Annotated in this window: 11 protein-coding genes; 2 read left to right on the top strand and 9 right to left on the bottom strand. The window is 55.9% G+C overall.

The annotated features are described in order from the left end of the window. Nucleotides 1-140 precede the first annotated feature (140 nt). Both NYE74_RS18825 and NYE74_RS18820 read left to right on the top strand, forming a co-directional pair. Nucleotides 141-1,445, top strand: a complete 1,305-nt coding sequence (locus tag NYE74_RS18825; protein ID WP_328272470.1) for an MFS transporter — start codon at nucleotides 141-143, stop codon at nucleotides 1,443-1,445. Between the two features lie 108 nt (nucleotides 1,446-1,553). Then, nucleotides 1,554-2,417: a phosphosulfolactate synthase gene (locus NYE74_RS18820; RefSeq protein WP_341005107.1), complete on the top strand. Its 864-nt coding sequence runs from the start codon at nucleotides 1,554-1,556 to the stop codon at nucleotides 2,415-2,417. Nucleotides 2,418-2,493: 76 nt separating this feature from the next. Here the strand turns inward: NYE74_RS18820 and NYE74_RS18815 are convergent, their stop codons facing one another. From NYE74_RS18815 to NYE74_RS18775, 9 genes are all read right to left on the bottom strand, one after another. Further along, nucleotides 2,494-3,672: a nitrate/nitrite transporter gene (locus NYE74_RS18815; RefSeq protein ID WP_341005106.1), complete on the bottom strand. Its 1,179-nt coding sequence runs from the start codon at nucleotides 3,670-3,672 to the stop codon at nucleotides 2,494-2,496. Nucleotides 3,673-3,858: 186 nt separating this feature from the next. Beyond that, nucleotides 3,859-4,506: a response regulator transcription factor gene (locus NYE74_RS18810; protein WP_036622774.1), complete on the bottom strand. Its 648-nt coding sequence runs from the start codon at nucleotides 4,504-4,506 to the stop codon at nucleotides 3,859-3,861. 47 nt (nucleotides 4,507-4,553) lie between these two features. Continuing rightward, the gene (locus tag NYE74_RS18805; RefSeq protein ID WP_124332209.1) at nucleotides 4,554-5,579 is read right to left on the bottom strand and encodes a sensor histidine kinase; all 1,026 of its coding nucleotides are present in this window, start codon (nucleotides 5,577-5,579) and stop codon (nucleotides 4,554-4,556) included. 41 nt (nucleotides 5,580-5,620) lie between these two features. After that, nucleotides 5,621-6,082 carry a GAF domain-containing protein gene (locus NYE74_RS18800; RefSeq protein ID WP_124332028.1) on the bottom strand — a complete coding sequence of 154 codons (462 nt, stop codon included), beginning with the start codon at nucleotides 6,080-6,082 and terminating at the stop codon, nucleotides 5,621-5,623. Between the two features lie 36 nt (nucleotides 6,083-6,118). Continuing rightward, nucleotides 6,119-6,805 carry a respiratory nitrate reductase subunit gamma gene (gene narI / locus NYE74_RS18795; protein WP_124332027.1) on the bottom strand — a complete coding sequence of 229 codons (687 nt, stop codon included), beginning with the start codon at nucleotides 6,803-6,805 and terminating at the stop codon, nucleotides 6,119-6,121. After that, on the bottom strand, nucleotides 6,792-7,367 hold the full coding sequence (gene narJ, locus NYE74_RS18790; RefSeq protein WP_036622766.1) for a nitrate reductase molybdenum cofactor assembly chaperone: 576 nt from the start codon (nucleotides 7,365-7,367) through the stop codon (nucleotides 6,792-6,794). Before narJ ends, narI begins: the two co-directional genes overlap by 14 nt. Continuing rightward, nucleotides 7,360-8,904, bottom strand: coding sequence for a nitrate reductase subunit beta (narH, locus tag NYE74_RS18785; RefSeq protein WP_036622764.1), 1,545 nt, complete (start codon nucleotides 8,902-8,904; stop codon nucleotides 7,360-7,362). The genes narJ and narH overlap by 8 nt, the downstream gene beginning before the upstream one ends. After that, the gene (locus NYE74_RS18780; RefSeq protein ID WP_341005105.1) at nucleotides 8,894-12,577 is read right to left on the bottom strand and encodes a nitrate reductase subunit alpha; all 3,684 of its coding nucleotides are present in this window, start codon (nucleotides 12,575-12,577) and stop codon (nucleotides 8,894-8,896) included. The genes narH and NYE74_RS18780 overlap by 11 nt, the downstream gene beginning before the upstream one ends. Next, on the bottom strand, nucleotides 12,507-13,001 hold the full coding sequence (locus NYE74_RS18775; RefSeq protein ID WP_124332025.1) for a hypothetical protein: 495 nt from the start codon (nucleotides 12,999-13,001) through the stop codon (nucleotides 12,507-12,509). The genes NYE74_RS18780 and NYE74_RS18775 overlap by 71 nt, the downstream gene beginning before the upstream one ends. Nucleotides 13,002-13,049: the final 48 nt, after the last annotated feature.

The raw sequence follows: 13,049 nt of genomic DNA, 5'->3' as shown, positions 1-13,049 counted from the left end.
TTCCCGAGCATTATCAGCTTATGCCCAACCCGGCTTAAATGGTGCAACGGACCCGTGATGAATACCTTCCATGAGAATAACAAATAATGAACTTGTTAATTATGTGTTTACATTTTGACCGACCTGAGGAGCTAATACACATGGAAAAGACCAAATCACGCAAGCTGAATATTTCGTTTGAAAGCGATATACGCCTTACTCCAGGCCGCAAAACAAAAGAAGCCGAGGAAGCCGAGGAGAAATCCGGCAGTGAGTCCAAAGGGCGTATTTGGGAATTTATCGCCATCGCCACCATACCGATCGTGCAGGTATTCGGCAACTCCATGCTGGTGCCCGTGCTTCCCGAAATGCAGCGGCAGCTCGGGATCAGCAAATTTCAAAGCAGCTTGGTCATCTCGATTTTTTCTTTGGCCGCCGCCCTGTTCATTCCGGTAATCGGCTATTTGTCCGACCAGTTTGGGCGGAAAATGATCATCGTCCCCGCTTTGATCGTTTACGGCGGAGCGGGCGTACTCGCCGGCTTCGGAGCGATTTGGGACTCCTACGGGGTGATTATTGCCGCCCGAGCGATCCAGGGCATGGCGGCCGCCGGGACCGCGCCCATCGCGATGGCCCTGGTTGGCGACCTTTACAAGGGCGGTACGGAAAGTAAAGCGCTGGGGCTGATTGAGGCCTCCAACGGCTCGGGAAAAGTGCTTAGTCCGATCATCGGCTCCCTGCTCGTTCTGATTGTCTGGTACGCTTCGTTTTTCGCGTTTCCCGCGTTTTGTCTCATGTCCTTGCTTGCTGTCTTGTTTTTGATTAAAGAACCCAAACACGAGCAGAAGCAGGAGCTGGGGAAATACATTCACAAAATCGGGGAAGTTTTCAGCAAAAAAGGCAGCTGGCTGATCACCTGTTTTTTTGCCGGATCGTTGGGACTGTTCATTTTGTTCGGCGTGCTGTTTTATTTGTCCAATATTTTGGAGGATCCGCCCTACAACATCGACGGGGTCGTCAAAGGCTTTATTTTAGCCATTCCCCTGCTTGGGATGGTCATTACATCCTATACGACCGGGAGCGTGATCAAGAAAAAAGGCACGTTGATGCGCTGGCTTATGAACATCGGGCTGCTGTTGATGACGCTGGCGCTCGGGGCCACGATTTTTTTCTTCAAAAACATGTATGTGTTTATCGGCCTGCTTACGGTCAGCAGCATCGGTACCGGGCTGCTCCTGCCCTGTTTAAATACGATCATTACCGGGGCGGTGCAAAAAAGCGAACGGGGCATGATCACCTCCCTGTACAACAGCCTGCGGTTTCTAGGTGTCGCTTTCGGTCCGCCGTTATTCGGTTGGATGATGGACAAGTCGGATTATCTGGTGTTTATTTCCGTCTCGGTCCTGTCTTTGATTACGCTGGGGCTGGTCTTTTTCCTAATCCGGCCGCCTCGTAAAGTCAGCTGAGCCGCGATTCCCTTTTACCAAAAGATGGGCACCTGCCGGGGGGCAAACGCATATGATGCCTATGACATTGGATCAAAAGCTAAGTTTAAAGAAATGAGGAGATTCCAGATGAATAGTACGTTGCGTGCAGTTTGGCCCCACGAGCTAAGCGACCCGAGCGGACTGCGCCGTCAAGCCCCCGGCGAGGGCAACCGTCAACCCTTGGAGGCATTAAGCCGCGGCCTCACAATGATCATCGACAAAGGCTTGGGCAGAAATGCGTTTGCGGATTTGATCGAACTGGGTTCCCCCTATGTCGATTGCGTCAAGTTTGGCTTTGGCACATCCCCGCTGTACAGCACGGAGCTGCTGCTGTACAAGATCAATTTGGCCAAACGGCACGGCCTGATGGTGATGCCCGGCGGCACGCTGCTGGAAACGGCCGTTCAGCAAGATGCCGTTCCGGCTTTCTTTGACGCGGTCTGCAGCCTCGGCTTCAACGGGATTGAGGTGTCCGACGGAACGATCGAGCTTCCGCGCAAAAAACGCACCGAGCTGATTCAGGAAGGCAAAAAACACGGTCTTAAGGTCGTTACGGAATTCGGCAAAAAGCTGTCCGGGTCGCTTATCGATGCCACACATCTGGCGGAGACTCAGGAGGCCGATCTGGAGGCCGGGGCCGAGCTGATGACCGTAGAGGCCCGCGAGTCGGGTTGCGGCGTCGGCATTTTCGATGAAAAGGGCGATGCCCGCATGGATATTGTCGACAATATCCTGGAATTCGTCCCCGATTCCCGCAGGCTGATGTGGGAAGCGCCGCTGAAGCATCAACAAGTGCTGCTGCTGCGGAAATTCGGTTCGGACGTACACCTGGGGAATATTCCTCCGGCGGATATTTTATCGCTTGAAACGATGCGCCGGGGATTGCGTCAGGACACCTTTGAATTCGGCATCAAGCAGACGGAGGCAAAGGAATGTTTCTACGTGATCTGAACCGCCGCTAAACATAATACAGCCTTGGCCCGATGATTGACTACGGCCAAGGCTGTTTTCATGAATACGGCTAGCTTTAATTGCTGATATTGGACGTCTCCGCCGGCAAGCTCGCCTTGTCATGGTAGAGCATCCAAAGAACGAGGATCACGCTGGCCAGCGCCACCTGCGACAGCAGCATAAATCCGATCGAATACTGCCCGGTCACCGAATGGATGTAAGATAACAGCAGCGGCGGGAAAAATCCGCCGAGTCCGCCCATCATCGAAACGATCCCGTTGACGATCCCGGCCTGCTTGTTGAAATACTGCGGTACCAGCTTAAAGATCACCCCGTTCCCGCACCCTGCGGCGATCGCGATAACGAGGCAACCGACGGTATATAAGGTGAACGTCGGCGAGAAGGCCAACACGATCGCGGCCACGGTAAAGGCCGTAAAGACCCCGACCAGCAGATAAAGCGCGTTGAAGCGGTCCGCCAGCCAACCGCCAACCGGGCGCATGAACGTAGCGAGCGCGATGAAGCCGGCCGTCCGCATCCCCGCGTCAACCTTGCCAAGGTCGAAATTCGTGACGAGGAAATTCGGCAAATACACGGTAAAAGCGACAAACGAGCCAAAGGTAATGAAATAGAGCAGCGAAAACAGCCACAGCTTTTCGTTTTTGTAGACGCCTTTGATCTGTTCCATCATTGACGTTTTCACTTTGACTTCCTTGCGGTCGCCCAGGAGAAAATTCAATGCCGCAAACACCAGCAGCAAGATCAGATACAGCTTCACGGTCATCGACCAGCCGATTTGCGTAGCGATGACGGGCGCCGAAAAAGAGGTGACGGCCGTTCCCAGATTCCCCAATCCGTAAACGCCGTTCACCAAGCCATGGCGCTCTTTGGGGTAATATTTCGGCAGCGACGTAACGCCGACGGAAAATACGGCTCCGCCGATCCCGAGGAACAACCCGCCGATGATCAGATCGACGTATGACTTCGCTTCGCTGATGTAGTACACCGGAAACAGCAATAAGACGAAGCTGATCAAAAAGACGAGCCGGGCCCCAAAGATGTTGGTGTAATAACCGATAGGTATACGAAGCACAGAACCAAGCACGACCGGAATCGCCGTGATGATCGCCACCTTGTCGGGCGGGATGTTGATGTCTTCGCCCATAAACGACACGAGCGAAGAGATGATCACCCACACGGCAAAACCAACGATAAGATTTAATGTTTGCAGCGGTAATTGAACTTTTCTTATCAAATAGATCACCTTTCCCAAATTACTGAATGAACCGCGATCGGATTCCCCAATCCGTATTGTAGAGGAGAACACCGCCCGGCTAAAATAGGGAAATCCCTCGCTTGCGTTCCGGAACTCCCTAACCTGGCCGTTTGGACACAAAAAAGCCCATAATCATCAAACGACGATTATGGGCAAGCGCTTGGATTAAAAGTCCAGCAGCTTCTTTTTGAGCGCGTATTCCACCAGCTCCGGCCTTGTTTTTAAATTCAGCTTCTCCATCAGCTTCGCTTTATGCGCCTCGACGGTTTTTACGGAAATATGCAGCATCTCGGCGATTTCCTTATTGCCGTAGCCCTTGGCCACCAGCGGCAAAATCTCGATCTCACGGGTGGATAAAATCCGGTAGGGGCTGCTCTCGTCCGCCTCCTGGTTTTGGTTGATGAACTCGCGGACGAGCGAGGTGGCCAGCTTCGGGTGGATGTAAACGCCGCCCTGATGCACCATGCGGATCGCCGAGACCAGCTGTTCGTCCGGAGCGTTTTTCAGCACATAACCTTTGGCTCCGTTTTTCAGCACGTGGAACAGATATTCCTCATCGTCATACATGGTCAGGATAATGATTTTCGTATCGGGAAAATCCTCGTTGATCTTCGCGGTGGCGATCAGTCCGCTTTCGCCGGGAGGCATGCTGAGATCCATCAGCAGAATGTCCGGCCGATGCTTCGCCACCATTTTGTAGGCTTCGATCCCGTCGGCGGCCGTCGCGACGACCTCCATGTCTTCCTGAAAATTGATGATCATCGCAAAGCCGCTGCGGACGACGGCATGGTCATCGGCAATGACAACCTTCATGATCCGCTCCTCCCTTCCAACTCCGTTCTATTATGCAGACTCACCCGTCAGGGGCTGACCGTTCCGTCCGGTCCGACCGGAACCTTGAGCAGCACCGTCGTCCCCTTCCCCGGCTCCGAGGTGATAACAATCTCCCCGTTTACCAGTTCGGCCCGTTCTTTCATCCCGTACAAGCCGAGGCCGGTTCCCTTCGGGTCCCTGGCATTGACGTCAAAGCCGTTTCCCCGGTCCTCGACGACCAGCTCCAGCTTGCGGTCCGCGATGTACAGCCGCACGGTGATTTCGTCGACATCGGCGTACTTTAAGGCGTTGAGCAGCGATTCCTGGCAGACCCGGTAAACGACCGTTTCGACCTCGTTATTGAACCGCAGTCCGCCCAGCTCCGCGTTAAAACGGACGACCACCCCGTAGTTTTTCTCGACCCATTTGAAATGGGAGCGGAAGGCCGCCTCCAGGCCAAGGTCGTCCAGCGACGCCGGACGAAGCTCCACGGACAGATTGCGGATCTGCTCCAGCAGCCGGGTCAAGGAGGCCTCGGTCTGCCGGATTTTTTGCAGCGCATCCTCCTGCACGTTCAAATATTTCAGCACGCGCAGATCGACAAGCGAACTGACGAGCTCTTGCGCCACGCTGTCGTGCAGCTCGCGCGAAATCCGTTTGCGCTCGTCTTCCTGGGCCTTGATGATGCTTTTGGTCATCGTGTTACGGTTCAAGGTCTGTTGGGTCAGCAGATGGTTCGTCAGATCGCGCAGCATCAAAACGCGGATGCCGGCCTGTTCATCGACCGTGTGGAAACCGGCGGAATACGGCACGAGACCCCGGTCCTTCGTTTCCAGATAAAGCTGGAAGGAGCTGAAATCTTTAAGCGGATTGGACAAATAACAATCCAAACAGGTCATCGGCTCCTCTTCGCTGGTGTAGCCCCGGCAGGCAAAGCAAAAGGCGTTGTTTCCGTCCCGTTTCCCCCGGCGGAACATCCGCGGGTCAAGCAATTGCTCCGCCGTCGGATTCATGGCGATAACTTCGTTGTCGCGGTCGAAGAAAATGATCGCTTCCGCGCTTTGTCCATACATTTTCAGCAAAAGCTCGGGCGAAATCTGCAGCGAAGGCTGGCTCACGGGATGGTCAACTCCTTTACGGCAAAATCTCCGAACCGGCCGTGAAGCGCCCCGTATAAGGCCTGCAGCGTGTCTTGGGGCATCGTTTGCCCCCCGCGGCAGCCGATCAGCAGCACGCCTTCCACACGGTCCGCCAAATATAAGGGAATGGCCGCAAGGCCGGTCAACTTCTCCGACATGACGATCGGATAATTGATTAATTCCTTTGGGTTGAGCTGCTCCCGGACGCTGGTCACCAGGATCGGGATGCCGGTTTTGAACACGATGCCGGCAATCCCTTTTCCGGATTGGAGAACGATGCGCTTATAACGTTCATTTAAATTGCCGGAAGCGAATTGCCACGTGATCACGTAATCGTTGACCGCCGTTTGCGCAAACGCGAGGGCGGCGAAATCGTAACCCGCTTGCTCCCTTAGCTGATCTATTTTGAACTGGTAATCGCTGGACAATGGCTTCATACGCTAGGCTCCTAATTTCAAATCCTTCTGCCGGCGTTAATGCTGGCGGTGCTTCCTATAAAGGATATAGCTTCTCCGGGCATAATTCAAGGGTACGCTCCAAACATGAACGAGCCGGGTAAACGGCCACAGCGCAAAAATCAAAAATCCGCCTATAATATGAATTTTAAACGAAAGCGGCACTTCCGCCATATAGGCGGCCTCCGGGCGAAACACCAGCAGGTTGCGGAACCACACCGATATCGTTTCCCGGTAATCGAATTCCGGCTGCACATTGTTTGTAACCAGCGTGGAGAACAGGCCCATAAAAACGATGGACAATAGCAGCACATTGACCGCGATATCCGAAACCGAGCTTAAGCGGCGGATCGTTTTTTTCGTCAGGCGGCGCGCCGTCAGGATCAGCATCCCGGCAAACGTGACGACGCCGAAAAAGCCCCCGCCGTACATCGCGCCGATATGGTACAAATGCTCGCTGACGCCCATGGCGTTCATCCACGACTTCGGAATCCCCAGCCCGGCGACATGCCCGAGAATGACCGGAATGACGCCGATATGGAACAGAAGGCTGCCGATCATCAGCTGTTTTTTCTCGATAAATTCGCTGGATTTGGCCGTCCAGTTAAATTGGTCGTAGCGGTAGCGGAAAATATGGCCGACGATAAAAACGGCGACGCACAGATAAGGAAATATAACCCAGGCAAACTGATCAACCAAGCTCACTAGCGTTCACCTCCTGCCGAAGACACAGCTTAAACGTTTCCCTTAACCCCTTGATGAGATAAAAATAAGGACTGTCCTGCTTCTCGAGCGACTTCATCAGTTTGTACGTGCCGTCTTCAAGCACGGTGAGCAGCGTTTGCATGGCGGTTTCGGCCTGCTCCTGATTCAGCCATTGGGCGGCATAGAGAAACTCGCACATCACCGGCAGGTAATCCGGCAGCTCCCGGCCTTCCATTTCCAGACCGTACAGCTCGTAAACGCCCTTAAGCGCCGTCAGCATTTGCCCGCGTTCCCGCGAATCTTCATATTTGAAGTAGGTCATATAAAGCGTCGACGATTTCTCGAAATCGAACGTCTGCACATACTGTTCTTCGATGTCGTCCATGCTGAGCAGGAGCATCCGTTCCCGGTATGCCGCGATCGGTTCACGGACCGCAGGAGGGCAGTTTAGCTCCTCCGCTTCGCGCAGCTCGCGAAAAGCCGCTTTGTCGGGGTAGGCCAATTGACCGGCAAAAAAGCCGAACATCTCTTTATACTCATGCAGCTTGACAAGATCAATCACGCCAGATCCCCCCGTAAAAGTTCTGTTCGTATAAATCCTGGCCGCTCTTGCCTTTTTCCTGCGCAGTGAAGGCCGGGCCGCAGCCGCCGCAGTCCATTCCGAACCCTTCCGAGCCCTGGGCGCGGTACGGGTCCATGTAGCCTTCCTTATGCGAAGTCGGAATCACGAAGCGGTCTTCGTATTTGGCGATCGCCAGCAGGCGGTACATTTCCTCGATTTGCCGGGCTGACATGCCTACCCGGTCCAGGCGGCTTTCGTCAAACGGTTTCCCGGAAAAGTGCGCCCGCTGATACGAACGCATCATCGCCATGCGCTGCAGCGCGACTTTTACCGCCCCGGTGTCTCCGGCGGTCAACATATTGGCCAAATATTGGATCGGCGTTCTCATCTCTTCGATCGCCGGGAAGATCAGGTCCGGATTTTGAATCGAATCCCGGCCTTCGAAATAGCTCATGATCGGGCTCAGCGGCGGCACGTACCAAACCATCGGCAGCGTGCGGTATTCCGGGTGCAGCGGGAACGCCAGCTTATATTCGATCGCCAGTTTGTATACCGGCGAATTTTGCGCGGCTTCGAGCCATTCCTCGCTAAGCCCGTCCTTGCGCGCCTGCTCGATGATTGCGGGATCGTTCGGATCGAGGAACAGGTCCAGCTGCGCCTGGTACAAGTCCTGCTCATTCGGCATGGAAGCCGCTTCCTGCACGCGGTCCGCGTCGTACAGCAGCACGCCGAGGTAGCGGATCCGGCCGGTGCACGTTTCCGAGCAAACGGTCGGCAGCCCCGCCTCGATGCGCGGGAAGCAGAAGGTGCATTTTTCCGCCTTGTTCGTTTTCCAGTTGAAGTACACCTTCTTGTACGGGCAGCCCGTCATGCAGTAGCGCCAGCCGCGGCAGGCCTCCTGGTCGACGAGCACGATGCCGTCCTCATCGCGCTTGTAGATCGCGCCCGAAGGGCAGGACGCCACGCAGCTTGGGTTGAGGCAATGCTCACAGAGCCGCGGCAGGTACATCATAAACGACTGCTCGAAGCTGAATTTGATCTCCTCTTCGATTTTTTCGATGTTGGGATCTTTGGGCCCGGTGATATGTCCGCCGGCCAGATCGTCTTCCCAGTTGGGCCCCCAGTCGATGTCCATCGGCTCGCCGGAGACCGCCGATTTCGGGCGCGCCGTAGGCTGGTGCTTTTTCTCGCCCGAATTCGTCAGCTTCTCATAGTCGTAGGTCCACGGCTCGTAATAATCTTTCATTTCCGGCATGTCCGGGTTGTAGAAAATTTTCCCGAGGGCGATCTTGGACAGCTTGCTGCCGGATTTCAGCTCCAGCTTGCCGTTCTTCAGCGTCCAGCCCCCTTTGTACTGCTCCTGGTCCTCCCAACGCTTCGGATAGCCGATGCCCGGCTTCGTCTCCACGTTGTTGAACCAGACGTATTCCGCGCCTTCCCGGTTCGTCCAGGTGCTTTTGCATGTGACGCTGCACGTATGGCAGCCGATACACTTATCGAGATTCATCACCATGGCAATTTGCGCTTTAATCTTCAAGCCAATCGACCTCCTTCAGTTTGCGCACGGCCACGTACACGTCCCGCTGGTTGCCGATCGGACCGTAGTAGTTAAAGCCATAGCTCAGCTGGGCGTAACCGCCGACCAATTGCGTCGGCTTCAAATGGATGCGCGTCGGCGCGTTGTGGCTGCCGCCCCGCTCCTTGGTAATCGCGGAGCCCGGCACGTTGATGTGTTTGTCCTGGGCATGATACATAAACATCGTGCCTTTCGGCATTTTGTGGCTGACGACCGCTCTCGCCGTCACGACGCCGTTGCGGTTGAACACTTCCAGCCAATCGTTGTCGGCGATGTTGTGCTGCTCGGCGTCCTCGCGGCTGATCCACACGGTTGGGCCGCCGCGGAACAAGGTCAGCATGTGCAGGTTGTCTTGGTACGTGCTGTGGATGTTCCATTTGCCGTGCGGCGTCAAATACCGCAGCACCAGCGCGTTTTCGCCTCCGGCGACCTGCTTGTCGCGGGGGCCGAACACCATCGGCGGCAGCGTCGGCTTATAAACCGGCAAGGCTTCGCCGAACTGGAGGAAGATTTCGTGATCCAGGTAAAAATGCTGCCGCCCGGTCAACGTGCGGAACGGAACAAGCCGTTCGATATTGGTCGTAAACGGCGAATACCGGCGGCCCGATTTGTTCGAGCCGGTGAACACCGGCGTCGGAATAACCTCGCGCGGCTGGGCCGTAATGTTCGCGAACGTGATCTTTTCGGCGGCGCGGTCGGCGGAAATATCCTTAAGCTCCACACCGTGTTCCTGCTCGGCGGATTCCCAAGCCCGCTGCGAAACTTTCCCGTTCGTCGCCGAAGACAGATGCAGCACGGCGTTGGCCGCGTGTCTGGCCGTATGCAGCTTCGGCCGCCCGTTTTTGATCGTGTCGTCGAAATAAGCGCCATTGATGGACTTAAGTTCTTCGTACTCTTCCTTCACCGGGAACGATACCCCGTGGGCGCCGACTTTGCCGGTCTCGAGATTAGGCCCGAGCGTAACGTATTTGTCGTAAATTTTCGTGTAATCCCGCTCAACCACGGTAAAGCCGGGCATCGTTTTGCCCAGGACCGGCTCGATCTCGCCGCGTTTCCAATCCTTCACCTCGCCGTACGGCTGGGAGATTTCGCCGATGGAATCATGGCCGAGCGGTGAGCTTACGATGTCCTTGTAGACGCCCGGCAGATGCTCTTTCGCCATGTCCGACAGGACGCCGGCCAGCGTGCGGTAAATATCCCAGTCGGAGCGCGATTCCCACAGCGGATCGATCGCCGGGTTAAACGGATGCACGAACGGGTGCATGTCGGTCGAGGAGATGTCGACCTTCTCGTACCAGGTCGCCGCCGGCAGCACGATATCGGCGTACATCGGCGTCGCGGTCATGCGGAAATCCAAAGACACAAGCAGGTCGAGCTTTCCTTCGACCTCATCGCGCCAGACGATTTCCTGCGGCTTTTCCTCTTCGTTCGGCGTGGACAGCAGCCCGTTATTCGTGCCGAGCAGATGTTTCATGAAGAACTCCTGCCCTTTGGCCGAGCTGGAGATCAGGTTCGAGCGCCAAACGAACATCGTACGCGGGAAGTTCTCCGGCGCGTCCGGGTCCTCGATCGCAAACTTTGTTTCGCCCTTCACGACCTGTTCGTACGCGTACTTGATAATGTCGGCGTTTTCGGTCTTTCCGGCTGCCGCCGCTTCCGCGGCAAAAGCCAGGCTGCTTTTGTTGAACTGCGGGTAAGACGGCAGCCAGCCCAGGCGCGCGGCCAGCACGTTGTAATCCGCCGGATGGCTGTATTTCGTTTGGCCGCCCGTCGGCGATTTGAGTGAATCCGTGCTCATTTCCTCGTATTTCCACTGATCGGTGGCGAAATAGAAAAACGAGGTGGCGTTTTGCAGCCTTGGCGGGGCCTGCCAGTCGCGGGCGAACGCGATCGTCGACCAGCCCTCGATCGGCCGGCATTTTTCCTGGCCGACATAGTGGGCCCAGCCGCCGCCGTTTACGCCCTGCGAGGCCGTCAGCACAACCAGGTTCAGGATCGAGCGGTAAATCGTATCGCTGTTGAACCAGTGGTTGATGCCCGCGCCCATGATGATCATCGAGCGCCCGCCGGTATCGAGCGCGTTTTGGGCGAATTCCCGGGCGATTTGCACGACGAGCGAAGCTTTGACGCCGGTGATCTTCTCCTGCCAGGCCGGCGTGTAATGCGAGCTGGCGTCGTCATAGCCGGCCGCCGTATGCGCGTTCGAGCCGCCGGGACGCTTCACGCCGTATTGGCTGAGCATCAGGTCATACACGGTGGCCGCCAGCCGGGTCGAACCGTCGGCGAGCGTAATCCGCTTCGCCGGAATCGTCCGGGCAAACGTGCCGTTGCCGCTCTGGTCGAAATACGGGAAGACGATTTCCGTCCACTCGGCTTCATGGCCTTCGACCGAAAGCGCCGGCTTGATAGCCGTTCCGTCTTCGCGTTCGAGCTTGAGGTTCCATTTCACGTCTTTTTCCCAGCGCTGCCCCATCGTCCCGTTGGGGACGATCAGCTCGTTTTCCGCTTCGTCGATAATAACGGGCTTCCATTCGGCGTGCTCCGAACGTTCGCCGAGATCGCTGGCTCTCAGGAACCGTCCGGCCTTGTATTTGCCTTCATGCGAATCGAGCAAAATCAGGAACGGCATGTCCGTATACTGCTTGGCATAGTTCAGGAACATCGGCTCCTGGCGCCGCACGTAGAACTCGTCCAAAATGACATGCGTCATCGCCTGCGCGACGGCCGCGTCGGTTCCCGGATGCGGGGCCAGCCAGTTGTCGGCGAACTTGACGTTTTCCGCGTGGTCCGGGGCTACGGACACCACTTTGGTCCCTTTATACCGCACCTCGGTCATAAAGTGGGCGTCCGGCGTGCGCGTCAGCGGCACGTTGGAGCCCCACATGATGAGGTAGCCGGCATTGTACCAGTCGGACGATTCCGGCACGTCGGTCTGCTCGCCCCAGATTTGCGGCGAAGCCGGCGGCAAATCGGCGTACCAGTCGTAGAAGCTGAGCATTTCCCCGCCCAGCAGGGAGATAAAGCGCGCGCCCGATGCGTAGCTGATCATCGACATGGCCGGGATCGGCGTAAAGCCGGCGATCCGGTCGGGCCCGTATTTTTTTATGGTATAGATGAGCTGCGCGCCGATAAGACGGGTAGCTTCCTCCCACGTCACGCGCACATGGCCGCCTTTGCCGCGGGCTTGCTTATACGATTTGGCGGCTTCCGGATTTTCCACGATGCTGGCCCATGCCTCCACCGGGTTGTCGCCTTGCTTTGCCAGCGCCTCTTTCCACAGCCGCAGCAGGCGCCCGCGCATATACGGATATTTCACCCGCAGCGGGCTGTATTCGTACCAGGAAAACGATGCGCCCCGCGGACAACCGCGCGGCTCAAATTCCGGCATGTCCGGCCCGCAGGACGGATAATCGATCTGCTGGTTTTCCCAGGTGATGATGCCGTTTTTCACAAAAACCTTCCAACTGCAGGAGCCGGTACAGTTGACCCCGTGCGTCGTGCGCACCACTTTGTCGTGCGACCAGCGGCCGCGGTACATGTTCTCCCATTCCCGGCTTTTTTCTTCAACGATCGACCAGTTTCCCGAATAGCCTTCCTTCGGTTTGAAAAAAGTTAGTCCTGATCTTTTTTTCATAGGAAGCGTTCACTCCTTCATCCACGAATGAATGCATTTGATCGGGGAATCCAATGATATTCATTCTGTCTGTTTCCATTATGGAACGGCGCGCCTCCATCTTCCCATCAGGGAAATCCCTGATGATGGCGGTGAAAACCCTATTAAAAAAACCGCTGAGCGGGTCAGCGGTTTTCATTGCAGGATGGCTACCGGGTGATAACGGCGGTTGTGTGGCGGTTCGGCGGTCCGTTGTATGGTGTTGCGATGTGCGGTGATACGGCGGTGCGCTTATTTCCCCCATTCCCCATTTCAGCACGGAAATAAGCACAATTTTTGTCCTTATTTGCTGCTGAGTATGCTGCTGAATGTCCTCCTGAATATGCTTCTGAATATGCTTCTTAATACGCTTCGAAACGACAGACAGACGACTCCCAACTCTCAAACTCCTTACCACCCAATCTCCCTGCCTCCCTATTCCCCTACCCCTAAT

This window comes from Paenibacillus sp. FSL P4-0127 (assembly GCF_038007325.1).
Lineage (GTDB): Bacteria > Bacillota > Bacilli > Paenibacillales > Paenibacillaceae > Fontibacillus > Fontibacillus macerans.
Note: the sequence above shows the minus strand (reverse complement) of the source record. Positions and strands in the feature narration are given on the sequence as shown.